Annotated in this window: 17 protein-coding genes, 2 pseudogenes and 2 riboswitches; of the genes and pseudogenes, 2 read left to right on the forward strand and 17 right to left on the reverse strand. The window is 53.5% G+C overall.

From position 1 onward, the window contains the following. The 6 genes and pseudogenes from aceA to thyA (YWK_RS21550) form a co-directional block, all read right to left on the reverse strand. A partial coding sequence (gene aceA, locus YWK_RS0113415) for an isocitrate lyase (RefSeq protein ID WP_026965207.1) occupies positions 1-740 on the reverse strand: 740 nt, incomplete at its 3' end. 33 nt (positions 741-773) lie between these two features. Continuing rightward, a complete protein-coding gene (locus YWK_RS21930) occupies positions 774-926 on the reverse strand; it encodes a hypothetical protein (protein WP_156909151.1) in 153 nt (50 codons plus the stop codon). Between the two features lie 21 nt (positions 927-947). Next, entirely contained in the window at positions 948-1,106 is a 159-nt protein-coding gene (locus YWK_RS22255; RefSeq protein WP_211231411.1) for a hypothetical protein, read from the reverse strand. 326 nt (positions 1,107-1,432) lie between these two features. Next, the gene (locus tag YWK_RS0113430) at positions 1,433-1,903 is read right to left on the reverse strand and encodes a dihydrofolate reductase (RefSeq protein ID WP_026965208.1); all 471 of its coding nucleotides are present in this window, start codon (positions 1,901-1,903) and stop codon (positions 1,433-1,435) included. Then, positions 1,900-2,136, reverse strand: coding sequence for a thymidylate synthase (thyA, locus tag YWK_RS19925; protein WP_415782824.1), 237 nt, complete (start codon positions 2,134-2,136; stop codon positions 1,900-1,902). The genes YWK_RS0113430 and thyA (YWK_RS19925) overlap by 4 nt, the downstream gene beginning before the upstream one ends. A gap of 293 nt (positions 2,137-2,429) precedes the next feature. Continuing rightward, a pseudogene (gene thyA / locus YWK_RS21550) lies at positions 2,430-3,050 on the reverse strand (thymidylate synthase); the annotation flags it as partial. Positions 3,051-3,373: 323 nt separating this feature from the next. Between thyA (YWK_RS21550) and moaD the strand changes: the two are divergent. Continuing rightward, complete coding sequence (gene moaD / locus YWK_RS0113440; RefSeq protein ID WP_026965209.1) at positions 3,374-4,048, forward strand: molybdopterin converting factor subunit 1; 675 nt, start codon at positions 3,374-3,376, stop codon at positions 4,046-4,048. 240 nt (positions 4,049-4,288) lie between these two features. Here moaD and cobS read toward each other — a convergent pair whose 3' ends face one another. From cobS to YWK_RS0113500, 11 genes and pseudogenes are all read right to left on the reverse strand, one after another. After that, positions 4,289-5,038: an adenosylcobinamide-GDP ribazoletransferase gene (gene cobS, locus YWK_RS0113450; RefSeq protein ID WP_026965210.1), complete on the reverse strand. Its 750-nt coding sequence runs from the start codon at positions 5,036-5,038 to the stop codon at positions 4,289-4,291. Positions 5,039-5,097: 59 nt separating this feature from the next. Beyond that, positions 5,098-5,646 (reverse strand): bifunctional adenosylcobinamide kinase/adenosylcobinamide-phosphate guanylyltransferase, encoded by a 549-nt coding sequence (cobU, locus tag YWK_RS0113455; RefSeq protein ID WP_035467063.1) that lies wholly within the window; start codon positions 5,644-5,646, stop codon positions 5,098-5,100. 25 nt (positions 5,647-5,671) lie between these two features. After that, complete coding sequence (locus YWK_RS0113460; RefSeq protein WP_051375593.1) at positions 5,672-6,445, reverse strand: ABC transporter ATP-binding protein; 774 nt, start codon at positions 6,443-6,445, stop codon at positions 5,672-5,674. A 5-nt stretch (positions 6,446-6,450) separates the two neighbouring features. After that, on the reverse strand, positions 6,451-7,467 hold the full coding sequence (locus tag YWK_RS0113465; protein ID WP_026965213.1) for a FecCD family ABC transporter permease: 1,017 nt from the start codon (positions 7,465-7,467) through the stop codon (positions 6,451-6,453). Further along, a complete protein-coding gene (locus YWK_RS0113470) occupies positions 7,464-8,429 on the reverse strand; it encodes an ABC transporter substrate-binding protein (RefSeq protein WP_156909152.1) in 966 nt (321 codons plus the stop codon). The genes YWK_RS0113465 and YWK_RS0113470 overlap by 4 nt, the downstream gene beginning before the upstream one ends. Positions 8,430-8,553: 124 nt before the next feature. Beyond that, positions 8,554-8,737, reverse strand: a riboswitch (cobalamin riboswitch). Between the two features lie 99 nt (positions 8,738-8,836). Further along, a complete protein-coding gene (locus YWK_RS0113475) occupies positions 8,837-9,418 on the reverse strand; it encodes a cob(I)yrinic acid a,c-diamide adenosyltransferase (protein WP_026965215.1) in 582 nt (193 codons plus the stop codon). Beyond that, a complete protein-coding gene (cobT, locus tag YWK_RS22525; protein WP_245578617.1) occupies positions 9,415-11,196 on the reverse strand; it encodes a nicotinate-nucleotide--dimethylbenzimidazole phosphoribosyltransferase in 1,782 nt (593 codons plus the stop codon). Before cobT ends, YWK_RS0113475 begins: the two co-directional genes overlap by 4 nt. 157 nt (positions 11,197-11,353) lie before the next feature. After that, positions 11,354-11,544: riboswitch (cobalamin riboswitch) on the reverse strand. 651 nt (positions 11,545-12,195) lie between these two features. After that, positions 12,196-13,620 (reverse strand): SpoVR family protein, encoded by a 1,425-nt coding sequence (locus YWK_RS0113485; protein ID WP_026965217.1) that lies wholly within the window; start codon positions 13,618-13,620, stop codon positions 12,196-12,198. Further along, on the reverse strand, positions 13,617-14,786 hold the full coding sequence (yhbH, locus tag YWK_RS0113490; RefSeq protein WP_026965218.1) for a sporulation protein YhbH: 1,170 nt from the start codon (positions 14,784-14,786) through the stop codon (positions 13,617-13,619). The genes YWK_RS0113485 and yhbH overlap by 4 nt, the downstream gene beginning before the upstream one ends. 42 nt (positions 14,787-14,828) lie before the next feature. Next, a pseudogene (locus tag YWK_RS19935) lies at positions 14,829-15,863 on the reverse strand (protein prkA); the annotation flags it as partial. Positions 15,864-15,885: 22 nt separating this feature from the next. After that, positions 15,886-16,095, reverse strand: coding sequence for a hypothetical protein (locus YWK_RS0113500; protein WP_026965219.1), 210 nt, complete (start codon positions 16,093-16,095; stop codon positions 15,886-15,888). A 128-nt stretch (positions 16,096-16,223) separates the two neighbouring features. Here YWK_RS0113500 and YWK_RS19940 point away from each other — a divergent pair, with 128 nt between their 5' ends. After that, positions 16,224-17,816, forward strand: a complete 1,593-nt coding sequence (locus YWK_RS19940; RefSeq protein WP_051375594.1) for a recombinase family protein — start codon at positions 16,224-16,226, stop codon at positions 17,814-17,816. Positions 17,817-17,974: the final 158 nt, after the last annotated feature.

Here is a 17,974-nt window from a genome sequence, read left to right on the forward strand (position 1 = left end):
CCTGTCAGGAATTTCTGATCCCGCTCGTCAATGTCACTCGTAATCAGGAACGCACCGTTTGCATCCGTGCGAGCCACCAGGATGGTGGGTACGCCGAGGACATCCGCCGCGAGGCGAGCCGCCGTGAGGTTGCGAATGGCCTGGGACGTCGGAATCAACACCTTGCCNCCCATGTGTCCGCACTTTTTCTCGGAGGCGAGCTGGTCTTCAAAGTGGACGCCAGCGGCTCCGGCTTCAATCATCTGCTTCATCAGCTCGAAGACGTTCAACGGACCGCCAAACCCAGCCTCAGCGTCGGCCACAATCGGCGCCAACCAGTGCACGTTCCCTGTGCCTTCCACATGCTGAATCTGATCCGCACGGAGCAGCGCCTGGTTGATGCGTTTCACGACGTGTGGCACGCTGTTGGCAGGGTACAAGCTTTGGTCCGGGTACATGTGACCCGATAAGTTGGCGTCCGCAGCCACTTGCCAACCACTGAGATAAATGGCTTTCAAGCCCGCTTTCACCTGCTGAACCGCCTGGTTCCCTGTCAGTGCGCCGAGTGCGCGCACAAAGTCCTCCGTGTGCAGCAGATTCCACAAGCGTTCGGCCCCCAGCTTCGCCAAGGTATATTCAATATGGACCGATCCACGCAGTCGAAGCACATCTTCTGCGCTGTACGGCCGCTCGACTCCCTTCCATCGGCTGTCCGTCTCCCAGTACTTCTTCAGCGCTTCCGCAGTTTCAAAATGGCTCATCTCTCCATCTTCCTCCTCTATGTGATTCATTGGTTAATCCAAATAGGTGTATCCGGGCAGCGTGAGAAACTCGACAAATTCGTCGTTTGCAGTCAGGTTCAAGAACAGTTCGCTGGCTTGCCGATACCGCCCGCCTGTGAAGCGCTCCTGCCCCACTTGCTCGCGAATCTTGGCCAGTTCACCCACTCCTTTCGACTTTGTACAACATTACAAATATTGAGAGTATTCATCTTGAATGTTGACACAGCGCTCACAGATCACTGCGTACGACGGGACCTGTTCGTCAAACTCTCTGCCACAGTAACAGCACTGTTTGCGCTGTTCGTCTGAAGGTGCACTGTCACGCCCAGGGGACACAGGAGTCATGGTCAATTCCTCCTTCGTGCTTATGTTGGTACTGTACTATAACATCAATATGTTTGTAAATCTGTTATGATACAGTTAATTGTGAAAATTTTTTGTCTTCCACGGCTACTGTGTGCCCAACTCCACAAAAAAGCCGTTAAAGTTGGGACGATTGTAGGTCACAGCCTTCTGCCATGTACAAAACCGGAGAAATAACGGGGATATGTGCTATTGGACGGGTCTTTAATCTGGGCTCGGCACTTGCCGTGGAAATGGCGCAGGTTGTTTCGAAGGGTATCTGTACTATAACAAGAATGGTCAGGAAGCGCGTCCCTGACCATCGCTCATTAATGAATCCTTTGATATACCTGGAACGTATGTGGTACGACGTCACTTGGACCGGGCTGGCTCTTCACGAGCTCCCACCGCCCCTCCAACTCCGGAAAGTGGGCATCACCGTCGTAGTGCCGATGAATCACCGTCTGGTACACCTTGTCTGCGTGTGGGAGGAACAGCTTGTACACCTCCGCCCCACCGATGACAAACACGTCTTGCGACTTTGCCAGCTCTAGAATCGGAAGAATCTCATGTACCACGTGACACCCCTCCGCTACGTAGTGCGGGTTTCGGGTCACGATGTAGTTTGGCCGACCGGGTAAAGGCTTGCCGATGGATTCATACGTCTTGCGCCCCATCACAATCGGATGTCCCATCGTCACGCGTTTGAAGTACGCCAATTCACCAGGAATGTGCCACGGAATTTTGCCTTCGGCGCCGATGGTGCGATTCTCTGCCATCGCCACAATCAAGCAGATCATACGGACACTTCTCCTTTGATGTGCGGATGGGCTTGGTAGCCGACCAACTCGATATCTTCCAGCGTGAAGTCAAACAAACTCCGCACATTCGGGTTCAGCCTGACCTGTGGCAGCGGATACGGTTCGCGCGTCAACTGCAGCTTGCACTGCTCAATATGGTTGTTATAAATGTGCGCATCGCCCAGTGTGTGAATGAACTCTCCGGGCTTGAGCCCTGTGACATGGGCAATCATGAGGGTCAAGAGCGCGTAACTGGCAATGTTAAATGGGACGCCAAGAAAAATGTCTGCGGACTTCGCCTTCAGCTAGGTTCGCTACGCCTAGCCCGTTCTCGAAGGAACTGCTGCATGTCACCATGCAGAAGAGACTATATCACGACCTATACGGTCCTCTGCGTTTCGAGTGCCAATCGCTTGCACCCTACTCCCTTTCGGGATAGTCGTTAGGCATTTATCCTGTCTTTATAGACGACAGGAACTTAGCACGGGGTTGTCTCAGTGAGAGGTTCCCCGTTTAGCAGAGTTTTCGATAGGGGTTTCCCCCTAAAGGCGCTCTTTGATGAACGCTGATACAGTTGGCAAGACAGCTTCCCGTCGGCCACGTAGAACTGGAACAAGGAATGGCACGGCGGCAGCGCCATGTCGTCTACCTCGGCAGGATTGTACGCCACAACCAGCAATCGACGCGAGTTGGGATTGGTCTTGATTTGCTCCACCACATTGGCGAGTTGATCAATGGTTCGCCCATCTGGAGCCTGCCAACTGCGCCACTGTTTTCCGTACACTGGCCCAAGGTCTCCCCATTTGCTTGCAAAGGTAGGGTCCCGTTTGATTTTCTCTGCGAACTGTTCCATCGTTTCGCCGGCGTACTCAGGGCTTTTCTTGTAGGCCTCAAACGGCCAATCGTCCCAGATGTGGTTGTTGTGCTCCACCAGGTAGCGAATGTTGGTATCACCGGCGATGAACCACAGTAATTCTGTCACAATCAAGCGAAAGGTGAGCTTTTTGGTCGTCAAAAGCGGAAATCCATCCGCCAGGTTGAACCGCATTTGATAGCCGAACGTGGACAGGGTACCCGTGCCCGTCCTGTCGGCCTTTTGCGTTCCATGTTCCAATACATGACGCACGAGATCCAGGTATTGTTTCAACCCGTTCCCCCCTCTCTTTCAAGCCAGCCATCCGCGATGAGGCGACGTACACCGCAACCCGCGGTTTTTACGCACCACATCGTCAGAAGCGACCCTATGGCCGATAAGTATTTAGTGGTTGGTGCGTATGTATCATCATATCACAGACCTCAGGCAGCGATTGCGGTAGAGAATGGACATAGTGTCGCGGCCATCCTATCCAATAAAGCCTAAAGCCGCTGGTCAAACGCTTCCGCGGGCAGTTGAAATTCCCTCGCGCCGTCAGTATGATTTGGACAACAATCCTTGCCAGTTACGTATGATTTGAAGGGCGGTGTTTCGATTTGAGCGTCACGGTAAAACTATTTGCGGGTCTCGCGGAGCGAATCGGAAAGCGAGAAATCGCTGTCGACGGAGATCACCAGATGACGGTACTCGGACTCAAACAAGCCGTCATCCGAGCCTATCCTCAATGTGCGGACGAAATCGGCCGTTGCCTTGTCGCGGTCAACCGGGAATACGCTCCAGACGACGCGCTGATTCAAAACACGGACGAAATCGCGTTTATTCCCCCTGTGGGTGGTGGAAGCTGCGACGAGTTCGATTCATGCCGGGTTGTGGATGAACCACTGGACGTCGCTTCGGCATTTGCGCAATTGGAAAGTGTCTATTGCGGTGGGACCGTGCTGTTTGTCGGCACCGTCCGGGAGTGGACAAAGGGACGGCAAACCGTGTCATTACAGTATGAGGCGTATGTAGATATGGCAATTGAGCATATGCGGCGCATAGAAGCTGATGTCAAGCAGAAATACCCGGGCACCATCACGTTGCAATGGCACCGCATTGGCACCCTGAAACCGACGGAGATTGCCGTCATTTGCGCCGCTGCTTCCCCTCACCGAGATGTGGCCTTTGAGGCGGCTCGCATGCTGATTGAGCGTTTGAAGAAGGAAGTGCCGATTTGGAAACGGGAGAACTACAAGGACGGAGAAGCGGTTTGGCAGGCCAATGAGGTGTGAATCCGGCATGGATTGGCGCTGACTGCGAACGAAAAATTCCACCCCTGCCCGCGGATACATGTCCAATGACTCATCGTAAGGTGGTCATACATTGGGATTGATCTGAGTTCACTAGGAGGGTGGAAATTTTGAAGGTAAATACCATTATCAAGCTGGGATCTATGGCTTTCAATGTCGCCGAGGACGAAAAAGCAGCATCATGGCTCTTACAAATCTGCTCGGTTTGTAGGAGCTTTTTCTTCAAGCACTAGCACAAAGAAACACGTACCAACCTACCCATTCCATGATTTCGTTTAACGCGCCATACGTGTCTCCCGTCGTACCGCCAAAGCGATGCACCATCCAACCGGTAAAGAGCGTGACCGTTAGGATGGCATAGAGCAGAACCCAGAGGCACTGCTGAAACGGTAGGACGAGCCCACAGACAGCGCCACACAGACAGGTGGCGACCGCGACTGTCCATCTTGGAATTTTCCGTGCGAACAAGGCGCCGAGACCTTGACTCCGAGCCGACGGAGCAACGACCATCGACCAAATCATACCCAACCGTGACATCATCGGGACAACCACGAAAGGCTCCCAATGGTCGGGAGAGATGCTCGCGATGGCTGACCATTTACCCAGGATGGCGAAGAGACAGACCACGACGCCCATCGCCCCCACGCGGCTGTCTTTCATGATTTCGAGCGCCGCTTCTCGCGGACGTCTACTTCCCATTGCATCGGCAGTATCCATAAGGCCATCTAAATGGAGAGCCCCCGTGGCGAGCGTGTAGATGGATAGAGAGACTACACTTGCCGCCAGAGACGGCATGTGGTGGACAAAAAAGGATTGGAATACCCACAGTAGAACGCCGAGCAACATTCCAATCACCGGAAACCACACCACGCTGCAACGAATATCTCGTTCTGTGGCAGTCCGGACGGATGGCGTGGGAAGTATGGTTGCGAATTGTAGGGCGAGAATCAACCATCTGATTGGAGCGAACACGAGTCTTCCTCCAGTACAGCCAAGAATGAGCACAACGTTTGGCCTTCGTCTTCCATGAATTATGGTAATTCTACCTGAAGTTTTTTGAGGTCCACCGGAATGCCCGCGACCACCCAAATGACCGAGTCAGCCTGTTTGGCCACAGCTTGGTTTAACAGTCCCAGCCAATCCCGATACTGTCTGGATACCGGATCGCCAGGGACAATACCCTGCCCCACTTCATTACTGACGACGACGATGGGATGGACACATTGCGAGATGGCGGCCACCAACTGCTCCAGCCTGGCAAAAAACTGACGCTCGGAGCACCGCTCGACAAACATCCAGTTATTGAGCAAGAGAGAGAGGCAGTCAATGAGAATCACCGTGGGTTCGCTCTGTTTCATCATCCAGTCTGCTACATCCAGCGGTTCTTCCACCGTCAGCCAATCCTGCGGTCGTCGATGGCGGTGGCGAAGGATTCGTTCTTCCATCTCGTCATCACTAGATTGCGCTGTCGCAACGTAGGTGACAGGCAGTGAATGAAGCTCTGATAAACGCCCCGCCCATTGTTCTGCAAAGGTGCTCTTTCCACTCCGCGCTCCACCGAGAACAAACGTGCACCCCACCTTCACCACTCCTTTGAACACGCCATCACGACGGATAGCTCACGCGTAAAAAACCGTCATAAGGATCTGCGTACGTCTTTGCCGAAACCTGAAACACATCGAGTAACGCTCGCTCGGTTAACACATCATTCGGTGAGCTATGGGCGTAGATTCGCCCGTGATGCAGCAGAACCAACCGAGTACAATAGCGAGCCGCAAGTTCCAGGTTATGAATCGCTGTCACGATAAGATAACCCTGATGGGAAAGGCGTTGCAGCCGCCTAAGAATGTCCACTTGATAATACAAATCCAAGCTTGATATGGGCTCATCCAAGAGGATGATGGGACTCCCTTGCGCGATACAGCGAGCAATGCCTGCACGTTGCCGCTCCCCGCCGGATAGACGTTGCAGGTGCGCATTCCGGTAATCTAGTAAATTCAATGTATTCAGGGCATTGGTCACCGCTTCTTTGCTCTCAGGTTCCAAATGTCCCCAGGGTGTTCGGTAGGCATAACGCCCCATTTCGACGTATTGTTCTACTGTGAACGCCACGTCCTCAGGCATGTGTTGCGGTAAATAGGCAATCTCTTTGGCGCGGCGACGAGCAGACATGTCACTCAATGCCTTGCCATTGAGGTATACGCTGCCCGTCGTGGGGCGCCAGATGCCTGCAAGGATGCGTAACAGGGTGGACTTGCCTGCCCCATTGGGGCCAATCAGCCCAACGAATTGTCCGTGCGACCACGCCAAATTCACGTCGTGCAAGATGCCGTGATACGACACGTTTTGAAGTTCAAGCAATGCGCAACGTTCCCCCACCGACATCACCCCCGATGCATTGTTGTTTCTTGCCGCCTCAACAAGTACAAGAAAAATGGCGCGCCTAGGCACGATGTCACAATGCCGACATTGAGTTCAACCGGGAGTAAGGCCATCCTTGCCACGAGGTCAGATAACAGCAAGAGAAGCGCCCCTCCGATTGCGGATGCCACAATCAGGTTCCGATGCGAAGGACCAATCCACAAACGCAGGAGATGAGGCACGACGAGTCCGACAAACCCAATCACACCGGTGGAACTGACACAAGCGCCAACCACAAAGGCTGACGTCGTAAGCGTAATTTGCTTGGTGTACTGAAGCGACACGCCAACGCCCTCAGCTTGCTCTTCTCCAATGGATATAACATCTAGCGCATGTGCCTGAAGGAGATAAATGATGAGTCCAGCACTGACAAACACCGCCAGGATGAAAAACTCGCTCCAAGTCGTTCCATCGAGCCCCCCCATCAGCCAAAACAACATTTGCTGCATCATGTCCAACGGGGCCAGTGACAACACGAGTGTGACGACGGAACTACAAAACGAGCTGATGGCAACACCGGACAGGAGCAACGAATAGATGGACGTTCTGCCCCTGAAAGTGGCCAGACGATAGATCACAAAGACGACAATAAGTCCTGTTGCAAACGCACCCAGTGGCGTATACCACTGGGATAGTTGCGACAATCCGAATTGGATGGTGAGCACGGCCCCGAGCGATCCGCCGCTTGACACGCCAATAATGGCCGGATCTGCCATTGGGTTGCGAAATATCGCCTGCAGCACGGCGCCCGTACTTGCAAGCCCTGCCCCAACCAAGGCAGCCACGAGAAGACGGGGCAACCGAATGGAGCCGAGGACAACCTCGTCCGTACCGCTTCCGCCGTGCAACAAGCTCCAAATATCCGATGGAATTCTTGCCATCGGAATCATCATGGGACCGAACGACAATTCAAGTACGGCGGCAATGAAAAGCGCGATGCTGAGGGTGACAAACGCCCACCGAATACGACTTGTACTCATTGTCTAATCTGGGCAGTCGGATGCAATACCTTGGCCACATCCTGAACCCCCCGGGTGATATATTGTGACACGCTCATCAAGTCAGCACCCTTGACGCTGTACACGCGGTGATTCTTGACCGCAGACACCGTCTTAAGCTTGGGATCCGAAAGGATTTTTTGAATGAAAGCTTTGTCGTCGTCCGTGACAATGAAGACGTCCGGATTGAGCTTGACGATTTCTTCGTCCGTAATTTTCTGCCATCCTTGCAGTTGCGCTGCGGCGTTGATGCCACCGGCATCCACAATGACGTCGTTCACAGTGGTAGATGAACCTGCAGCAAATCCAAAAGAACTGTAATCGAGTACCTTCGGCTTCTTGTCGTCTTTCAGTGCCTTCTCAACAGCTTGAAGTTTTTCTTCCATGCTGTGAACCACATTTTTTGCACCGGCTTCATTTCCGACAAGCTTCCCGACAACTTCGATGTTGCGTTCAATGTCGCTGATGGATTTAAAGTCGTTAAACTCATAGACCGGAACGTGGGCTTGTTCTATCTGATTTACGACACCTTGTTTTGTATAAGAGGCTGTCAAAACGAGATCTGGTTTGGCGGCGAGAATTTGCTCGGCATTCGCTTGTTGAATGGCAGGAATGCCTTTGACAAAGGAAGTGATGTTGGAATAGGTCGGATCGCTAGCGTACGTGGTGACGAGCGCAATGTCCTTTTTCGGAACGAGTGCAGACAGGATTTCGTCGGTACCTTCCGTGGTGGAGGCAATGTGTTCTGGGCGCTTCGAAACCGTGACCGTGTGACCCGCATCGTCCTTCAATGTCACGGGAAATGCGGATTGTTGCGATGTGTTTGTTGTCTTCGCCTGGTTCGACGAATTTGACGACGAAGATGTGTTTGTTCCACACCCTGTGATCCCCATGACAGCGAGGGCCATGACAGCAACGGGAATTGCGGCGACTGACTTTTTCATCGAGATACCTCCTGATGTTCTATGGGATGTCCTTCAAAAAAGAAATCCCTGCCCAGCGGCAGAGAGTGGTTGTGGTCGGAAGGGGATGAACATATCCTCCAACGCAACCTCTCCTCGAAGGTTTCGCTCTACCTCTCTTCAGGCAGGTCTCCTGACTCTCAGCTCGCGGAACCCATCAAACGCCTTCCCACGAAAACGCAGTGACGTTGATCCACAAAACGCTGATTACAGTGGCGGGACCGTACCGGACTTTCACCGATTTCCCTATTATCTCTGTAGAACAGAGCACCTGAAGAGCTTTTCAATTTCGTTTGCATCATAGTGAATCGACGGAACAATGTCAATCGCCTTCGTCGAATTGCCACGAACTGTGACGACGGAGTTGACTGTCCCTGGTCTCCAGCCCATCAACCTCTACGCTTGCCTTCCCGAAACACATCGGTGCTGTTCTCATAGAGTACATCCTTCTGTTGTCTCCTCGCATTGACGGCCCTCGCCAATACAAAGAGCAAATCAGACAAACGGTTGAGGTACTTCAACGTAGGCGGATAAATCTCTTCTTCCTGCATGAGCGACACAACCCGGCGCTCCGCGCGGCGGACCACAGTACAGGCAACATGGAGATAAGCTGCAGCTTGGTCTCCGCCCCGCAAGATAAATTTCGTGACTTTGTCCGATTCCTCTTTGTACCTGTCGATGAACGGTTCCAAACTTGCAGCCGCATCCTCCTGGGTGCGGAACGTGTATTCTGCACCAGGTACAGCCGCTAAGTCAGCACCGACATCCCACAACGTCTGCTGAACCTGATACAAGAGATCCATGATGTCTTTTTCAGACGCTTCATCGAGATGACTGAGTGCGAGGCCAACAAACGCGCCCGCCTCATCCACCGTGCCGTAAGCCTCCACGCGTGCATCACTCTTGTAGCGCCGCTGTCCTCCGATAAGTGCAGTCTGTCCTTTGTCTCCACCGCGGGTATATATTCTCATTCCTTTGATTCCTCCCGGTTCCCCCAAAAGTCGTGGTATATCAAAGTCTGTAAATCCAGGCGATTTCTCCATCCAACACGTTCCAGTAGCGGAATCTCTGGAAAGTGAGCCGTGTACCCGATGGACAGTAGCGCAACAGGGTCAATATGGTCTGGGATGTTGAGAATCTGTCGAATATCCTCCTTTTGGTAAATGCTGACCCATCCCATTCCGACACCTTCGGCTCGCGCCGCTAACCACATGTTTTCAATCGCACAGGACGTGGACATCAAGTCCGTTTCGGGAATGGTGTTACGCCCGAGCACGTGCGGTCCACCACGACTGGAATCGTTCGTCACGCAGATGGTGATTGGCGCTTGCAATAAACCTTCCACTTTTAACCGAAGATAATACTCTTGCTTGAGATCCTGATAGTTCTCCGAAGCTCGGACCCGTTCTCGCTCAACGACCCGCTGGATTTGCTTTAGGCGCTCTCTGTCTCGAATTAAGATAAAGTTCCACGGTTGCATGTATCCAACCGAAGGTGCATGATGTGCGGCAATAAGAATCCGTTCCAGCACATCGTCAGGAATCGGTTCCGTCAGAAAAGACCGTATGTCACGCCGCGCCAGAATCACTTTGTAGACGGCTTCTCGCTCGGCGTCGTCAAAATCCCGTACAACAGGACTTTTCAAAGTCTCTGCTTCTGGTTTTGACGGAAGAGGTTGTACACCTGAAGTCGCTTTGTGGGGATTCGACACCCTTGCATCCTCAAAGGTTGCAGTCTCCGCCATAACCTTGCAGGCATTCTGAATCACAGGAAGAACAAACAATGCCCCTGATCCTTCCCCAAGGTGCATCCCCCACTCGACAAGGGGAGATAGGCCTAACTCCTTCAGCACATATTGATGAGCAGGTTCCGAAGAGCGGTGAGAAGCAATCAAGTAGTTCCTGACATGCGGATTGATACGATTGGCCAAAAGCGCTGCCGTGCTCGTAATCACTCCGTCCAAAATGACAGGAACCCGATGGCTTGCACACGCGATGAACGCGCCTGCCATGGCTCCGATTTCGAATCCTCCCACTTTCGTCAACACATCCCAAGGGTCGTCCGAATTCGGTTGATGCAGTTGGAGGGCTCTGGTAATCAACTCTGTCTTCGTTCGTTTCCGATCCTCAGATATTCCGGTCCCTACACCCACAAGTTGGTCCACAGGGAAGCGCAGAAGACTGGCTATCATCGCTGTGCTCGCGGTGGTATTGCCTATCCCCATTTCACCAATGACAGCAATGTCCGCCCCTGCGCGAATCGACTCTTCCGCGATGTCAAAGCCAATTTCCACGGCCTGATACGCCTGTTCCAAGGTCATGGCGGGCTCCGAAGCGAAGTTTTTGGTACCTGGTGCGACCTTCCGGACAATTACGTTGGGATGGCGAACCCGCGACCGTACACCGACGTCCACCACTTTTAACGTCACGTTCTGGGCACGCGACAGAACGCTACTCACAGCACTGCCCATGCACATGTTGACTACCATTTCTTCAGTCACCTGGCTGCCATACGCAGACACACCCTGTTCACTCACGCCGTGGTCAGCCGCGAACATAAGAGCAACGGGCTTGTTAAAAGAAGGGATCACCTGTCCAGTCATAGCAGCAAGGTGGACAATCACGTCTTCCAAGACCCCGAGACTGCCAAGCGGCTTCGTCAGGTCATCCAGCCGATTGCGCGCCTTCTGCATCACGTCGACATGCAGCTCAGGAATCCTCGCACACCGTTCAACAATGTTGGGTACCAACGTTACGTCTCCTATCAACAGATAAATTCAGCGATAATCAAATACGATGTTACTTCGATGGAATTTGAAAATATTGTAAACAAAAGAAGCTACCTGCCTAAGGCAGATAGCCGTCATTGCACCTTCGTGCAGCGACACCGACCTATCGACCGTAGGTACAGGGTGTACAAGAAAGGCAGGTCTCCTGGCTCGGGGTCGTCACCGGCGACTCACCTTCCCAAGCGTTTACGCGCTCAGTGGCATCGAGAGTCGAGGCTCACCCATACAGTGGCGGGACCGCACCGGACTTTCACCGGTTTCCCTATTATGTCACTCCGCGGAGTGAACACCTTTCTTGAATGTTCCGTTGTAATGCGCATATCAACGCTTTCCGCGTCACAAAATCCATGGTAATGCGAACGAGGGGTGATGTCCAGCTTTCGTATCCCCTGAATCTACGGCCTTTTTTAACATCACTCGATGTTCGTGCTGGCAACCCATTGAATCCTGAAGAAACTCCCAACACAGTGAGTGTTACGTCGGTCCACCGCAAAACTTCTACCAAGTAACGTGGCTCAATGTGTAAAGACGCTTAGCTTCTCATGCGTTGTGATACAGTATCGACCTCGCCGTGTGGCCACCGCCAACGAATCTCTGCCATTCAACTTTCGTCCTAACTTAGCCTCTAATTGAGACGTAATTTTATCGCCTTAATCCTGTTTCGCATTTCGTAGGATCTGTTCCCATAATGCAGGATCAATGTCGTCACTGCCCGCGCCGTCGTCCTCTGGATCATAAAGGGAGTCCAATAATTCTGTGAAAGAATCACAGACGTAGAATAGTCCTACGCATCCGGCTCAGGCTGCCCCCCACAAAGGCTGGTCTCAGCTTGTCCCGTCAAACTGCAACGCCAAAGTGTTCCATGCCCCCCATTGAATTCGTGCATAAGGACGGTCGAAGGACACGGAACAAGGAGACAGGTGAACGTACCACCTATCTCCCAAATGCTCATTGGTACATTTACAAAAACTTGCGCTGCGTCTTCTTCCCATCGTGCGTGAACACCACTTCGCGGCCTTCGACCACAGTTTGCAAGTGGCAGTTGCGCCCCCACAGCTGGTACAAGTAGGGGAGTGTTTTCTCCAGGTGCTTCACATCCAATTCCATGCCTTCATAGGCGTGGCGGATGTACAGCTCTCCGTTGCGATTGTGGTCTCCGTCCTCTACGTACAGTACAGGGATGCCGCCATTCACACGAGACGCGCACAATTGGTCGCGCACGTGTTCCCACTCTTTATCCACGACGCGCCAATCGTTGCCAACCTTTTGAAACAAGAACAAGTCCAGCTCCTGAGCAAGGTCCTTCGTCAGGTAGTTGCGCAGGAAGGAGATGTCGTTTTCCATCTCCCGCACTTCAAACATCTTCTCGCGGCCCTTACCTGGCTCGCGCCCAAACCGCTTTCGCTCTTCTTCCGTCGGCTCGTTCCACCGCTTCTCAATGTTCTCCCACATGGCGAGCCCGAGGTGGTATGGGTTAATAGAGGTTCGGGACGGAAGCACGACGCCCGAGTGCATTTTGGCAAACTCGATGGTGTCTGACTCATTGAGGTCGAGGTCACGCATAATCCGCAAATGCCAGTAGGTGGCCCAACCTTCGTTCATAATCTTGGTCTCTAACTGCGGCCAGAAGTACAGCATCTCCTCGCGCAGGACAGACAGTACGTCGCGTTCCCACTCTTCGAGCACGGAACTGTGCTCAATCAGGAACAACATAATGTCCTTGGTCGGCAGCCCGGCAAAACGTGCAGGGACTTCCTTCTCCGGTTCCTGCGGCGCCCCAGTTCCGTCCAAAGCCCAAAGATCATCATAGGGCGATCCGCTCCTGCTTTCCCGATGTCGTGTCCTCTCCTGCTGCCTGCCACGCATCTTCTGCTTCCGCTCCACGTATCCGGATGCGTCAACGTGCTCCTGCAGAGCCATGCCGGCGTCGAGGAGGGATTCCACGCGGGATCGTCCGTATTCCATTTCGTATGCGTGCAATCGCTGCGCATTGGACGCCATTCTATCGACCATGTCTCGCGACGTGCGCGAGAACGAACTGTTGTTTTTGAAAAAGTCGCAATGCGCGAGTACGTGGGCACAGACGGTCATGTTCTGCATTAATGTGTTGCCGTCGAGCAAGAATGCGTAGCATGGATCCGAGTTGATGACCAATTCGTAAATGCGGCTAAGGCCCAAGTCGTACTCCAGCTTCATGCGATGGTACGACTTTCCAAACGACCAATGCGTGTACCGCGTAGGCATACCATATGCGCCGAACGTGTACAGGACCTCTGCTGGACACACCTCGTACCGCATGGGATAAAAATCGAGCCCGTATCCACGGGCAATCTCCATCATCTGGTCAATACTCTTTTCCAGCTCAACCATTTCCGCCTGGTTCATGCTGGTTTCACCTCGCCCGCTCGTTGCGAGAAGAAGTGCCGCAACGCACTGTAGACGGCTGACTTCTCTCGAATCACAAAGTTGCGGAAGTTCGGATGGTGATACTTGGAATACGCGTTCATCAATGTCGAACTTCGATTGTACTGATTGACTTCGGCATATCCGAACATCTGCGACAACTCACACAGCTGTGTGACGTACTTTACACACTTCTCGTTGTCGGACGTCAGGTTGTCGCCGTCGGAGAAGTGAATTGGGTACAAGTTGTATTGCGACGACGGGTACTCCCGTTCAATCAGCCGCAAGGCAAGATCGTACGCTGAGGAACAAATGGTGCCCCCGCTTTCACCCTTTGTGAAGAAGTACTCTTCCGTGACTTCTTTGGCTTCCGTATGGTGCGCGATATAGCGGATCTGGACAGTCTCGTACTTAGTCCGCAAGAACCGCGTCATCCAGAAGAAGAAAGTGCGCGCGCAATACTTCTCGAAGAGTCCCATGCTTCCACTGGTGTCCATCATCGCAAGGACGACCGCGCACGAGTCCGGCTTGCGCACGTCCTCCCAGGTCTTGAAGCGAAGGTCGTCCGGCAGGATTTGCACGCGGCCCGTGGCGTTCAACTGGTTGCGCCGGATGGACTCGATTAACGTCCGCTTCTTGTCAATGTTACCCATCAGCCCGGTCTTGCGCACGTCCTTGTAGTCAATGTCGTCCACAGTCACCCGGTCGGGTTGTTTCGGAGCCAGGTTCGGCAGTTCCAACTCGGAAAACAGAATGGATTCAATGTCTTCCAACGTAACGTTGGCTTCGGAGTAGTCAAGCCCAGGCGCATCTCCTGCGCCTTGGCCCTTCCCTGGTCCTTTCCCCGTACCTTGGGCGTCTGGCTTGCCTTGTGCAATGACGTCTCCAACCTGCGTGTCGCCATCCCCAGTTCCGGCATGCTTCCCTTTGTTGAAGTTGTAACGGATGCGGTACTCCTCAAGGGAGCGGATGGGGATTTTGACAATTTGCCGTCCGTCACTCATGACGATGCTCTCGTCGCTGATCAAGTCTCCTAGGTTTTCCTTGATAGCCTGTTTCACCTTTTCATTGTGCCGTTGCTGGTCCTGCTGGCCTTTGCGGTGCAGCGACCAGTCGTCCTTCTGCAAAGTGAACTGTGTACCCGACATCGTGCATCCCTCCTCACCAGCGTGATGCGATTTCATCTGTGATTACCGGTTCAACAAACTTCCGATGTAGCGAAGGAGTTCATTGGCGCACACCGGGCAGTACCCGTGCTCGTCAATGAGGCGTGCGGTGACCTCGTTGATCTTTTTCAACTGCATGGCATCTGGCGTCTTGCTGGACGTCGTGATTTTGACAACGTCTTTCAAGTCGGCAAACAGTTTCCGCTCAATGGCCTCACGGAGCCGCTCGTGCGAGTGGTAGTCGAATTTCTTCCCGCGGCGCGCGTACGTCGAAATGCGGATGAGAATTTCCTCGCGGAACGTCTTCTTGGCATTTTCGGAAATGCCAATCTGCTCTTCGATGGAGCGCATGAGCTTCTCGTCTGGATCAATTTCCTCGCCCGTCAGCGGGTCTTTCAACTTCTGCCAGCTGCAGTACGCTTCCACGTTGTCGAGGTAGTTCTCGAGCAATGTCTTCGCGGATTCCTCGTACGAGTACACGAACGCTTTCTGCACCTCGGTCTTGGCCATTTCGTCGTACTCTTTGCGCGCGACCGCGACGAGGTTCAGCAATCTCTCCTTGTCTTCCTTGGAAATCGCCGCGTGTTGGTCGAGTCCGTCCTTCATCGCGCGCAGCACATCGAGTGCATTAATGCACGTCGTGTCCCTGCGAATCAGTGCAGTGGAAATACGGTTGATGACGTAGCGCGGATCCAGTCCGGACATTCCTTCGTCAGGATACTCGTGACGGAGTTCCTTTACGTCCGTATCTTTCAGCCCTTCTACCGACTGACCGTTGTACAGGTACAGCTTCTTCAACAAATCGACGCCCTGTTTCTTCGGTTGTTTCAGTCGCGTCAGAACCGAGAAAATGGCGGCCGTCTTGAGCGCGTGCGGCGAAATGTGCACATCTTTCAAGTCGCTTTGCTTGATGAGTTTTTCGTAAATTTTGACTTCGTCATCGACGCGGAGGTTGTACGGCACCGGCATGACAATCATGCGCGACTGCAGCGCCTCGTTCTTCCTGTTGGAGATGAACGCCCGGTACTCCGACTCATTGGTATGCGCCACAATCATTTCAGCGTTGGTGACAGGATGCTACTCATGGGTCAAGCGGCTGAGCAGTGTCGTTTGCGTCGTTTTCACCAACTGTGGCCCATTGAGTATCCTCCAGCAAAGACCGTGCTGCGTCTCGGTAGACTCGCTGAGTGCGCGCGGCGTTGACATTAGGCGATCCGGCATCTGGCACGGGACCACTTCGGACCACGACATTCCCAATGGCCGTCTGCAGACAAACTTCCTTCATATCCAAGTGCTTCCCCCCTGCCTTACTCCACTGTATGCCTTCGCCATCTTTCGACATGCAGCGCGCGACGGACTCGACTGATTGATGTGATGGGATCATATACAAAGAGTATCACCGTGGGAGGAGGGGTTTCCTTGGCTGGACTGCCGCCAACCATCCGCAAAGTGGTTTGTTACGTCCGCAAATCGCGGGAAGATGAGGAAGCGGAGCGCCGTGGCGAAGACACCCTGGCAAAGCAGCGCGAGATGTTGGTATCCGACGTGCTCTCCCGTTTCGATGTGGAATACGACGTTGCTGAAGAAGTGGCGTCCGGGGACAGTATCGCACAGCGCCCGGTGTTCCGCGGCCTGTTGCCGCAGCTCGGTCACACGTACCAGGCCATCGTGTGCAAAGACTTGTCCCGCCTCGGCCGCGGCAGCTACAGCGACATGGGGATTGTCTACGACACGGTTCGGCAAAAGCGGGTTTTTATCATCACCAAGGACTCTATTTATGATCCACGCAATTTCAGTGATCTCCGCATGATCCGATTCTCCCTGTTCTTTCACCGCGAAGAGTACGAGATGACGCTGTGGCGACTAACGGAAGGCAAATACGATGGCGCAGCGCGCGGCAACTGGGTGGCCGGGTCTGTACCGTACGGATACCGGTACAATCCGCGAACGCAGACCCTGGAACCCGACGAAGACGAAGCAGAAATTGTTCGCCAGATCTTTCGCTGGTATGGAGAGGAGCGATTGGGGTACCGGTGGATTGCAGCCCGCCTGCAGCAGCACGGGCACTTGAGTCCGCGGGGCAAACGGGAATGGCATCCCGAAGTCATCCGCCGAATCCTGCGCAATCCCGCGTACCGCGGAACGCTGACGTTTCGCAAGACCGAGCGCCATCTGCTCACCGGCAAAGTCGTGCGACGTCCAGAGCGAGATCACATTGTCGTCGAGGATGCGTTTGAGCCATTGGTAGATCCAGCGCTATGGGAAGCGTGTCAACGGAACCAACAGCGGCGCGTCCAGTCTCCGCCCGTTGCTGCACATAAGACGCTTTGGGAATTAGCGGGACTCATCTACTGCCACGACTGTGGTGGGAAGTTGGTCCGACAGGGATCTCGGCGTAAATACCACCGCAAAGACGGACACACGTCAGTGTACGTCAAGGAATTCCTGTACTGCCCAAGGTGTCGGTACGCGGTGAAGTACCGAGATTGCGAAGCACAGTTGATAAACGCCATGGACTGTTTGCACTTTGACAAAGCGACCTTGGCGGCGGAAACACACAAAGTGGATGCGCGCCATCCTTTGAGGTCCATTCGTCGGGAATGGGGCGGTACGGATGCCACCGTACTGACCGCCCGGCTGCAACGCGCACGCGAATTGTTGCTGGATGGCACATTGACGAAGGAAGAGTATTTGGAGACAAAGGCGCAATATGAGCGACAGTTAGCTGCCGCGAAAACCAAGGTGCACGTGGCGGCAGACGCGAAGCAAGCAGCAGATGGTGGGTGCCGGGTGGGTGAAGATACAGTACGGACCCACCTGTCGTCCATCGAACGCTGGTCGGATCTGTACCGAACACTCTCCACCCCAGCACTCCGCAACCAACTGCTGAGAAGTCTGTTTGAGAACATCCAGTTGCAGCTCACGCACAAAGGCGGAGGTAAGAAGCGTACAGCGAAGTTTGACTTGTATATTGCGTCGAATCTAGCACTGGAACAACAACGGAATACGTGAGCGACTTGCAAATCGCTGATGTACCTGTGGCGTCACCGAAGTGCGTGATGATGACTGTCTCATTGTATGTAATGGAACTTCACAAAATTAGGCTGTCCCCAAAGCCATCATGATGCTTTTGGGGACAGCCCGCTGCAATGGTCTATTTGATATGTGGC

Source organism: Alicyclobacillus pomorum DSM 14955 (genome assembly GCF_000472905.1).
Taxonomy (GTDB): domain Bacteria; phylum Bacillota; class Bacilli; order Alicyclobacillales; family Alicyclobacillaceae; genus Alicyclobacillus_A; species Alicyclobacillus_A pomorum.

Excerpts from the sequence above, each read along its gene's own strand:
- YWK_RS22255 (WP_211231411.1), bottom strand. The coding sequence starts at position 1,106 with ATGACTCCTGTGTCCCCTGGGCGTGACAGTGCACCTTCAGACGAACAG.
- YWK_RS0113430 (WP_026965208.1), bottom strand. The coding sequence starts at position 1,903 with ATGATCTGCTTGATTGTGGCGATGGCAGAGAATCGCACCATCGGCGCC.
- thyA (WP_415782824.1), bottom strand. The coding sequence starts at position 2,136 with ATGATTGCCCATGTCACAGGGCTCAAGCCCGGAGAGTTCATTCACACA.
- YWK_RS0113465 (WP_026965213.1), bottom strand. The coding sequence starts at position 7,467 with ATGAGTACAAGTCGTATTCGGTGGGCGTTTGTCACCCTCAGCATCGCG.
- YWK_RS0113470 (WP_156909152.1), bottom strand. The coding sequence starts at position 8,429 with ATGAAAAAGTCAGTCGCCGCAATTCCCGTTGCTGTCATGGCCCTCGCT.
- YWK_RS0113475 (WP_026965215.1), bottom strand. The coding sequence starts at position 9,418 with ATGAGAATATATACCCGCGGTGGAGACAAAGGACAGACTGCACTTATC.
- YWK_RS0113485 (WP_026965217.1), bottom strand. The coding sequence starts at position 13,620 with ATGAACCAGGCGGAAATGGTTGAGCTGGAAAAGAGTATTGACCAGATG.
- yhbH (WP_026965218.1), bottom strand. The coding sequence starts at position 14,786 with ATGTCGGGTACACAGTTCACTTTGCAGAAGGACGACTGGTCGCTGCAC.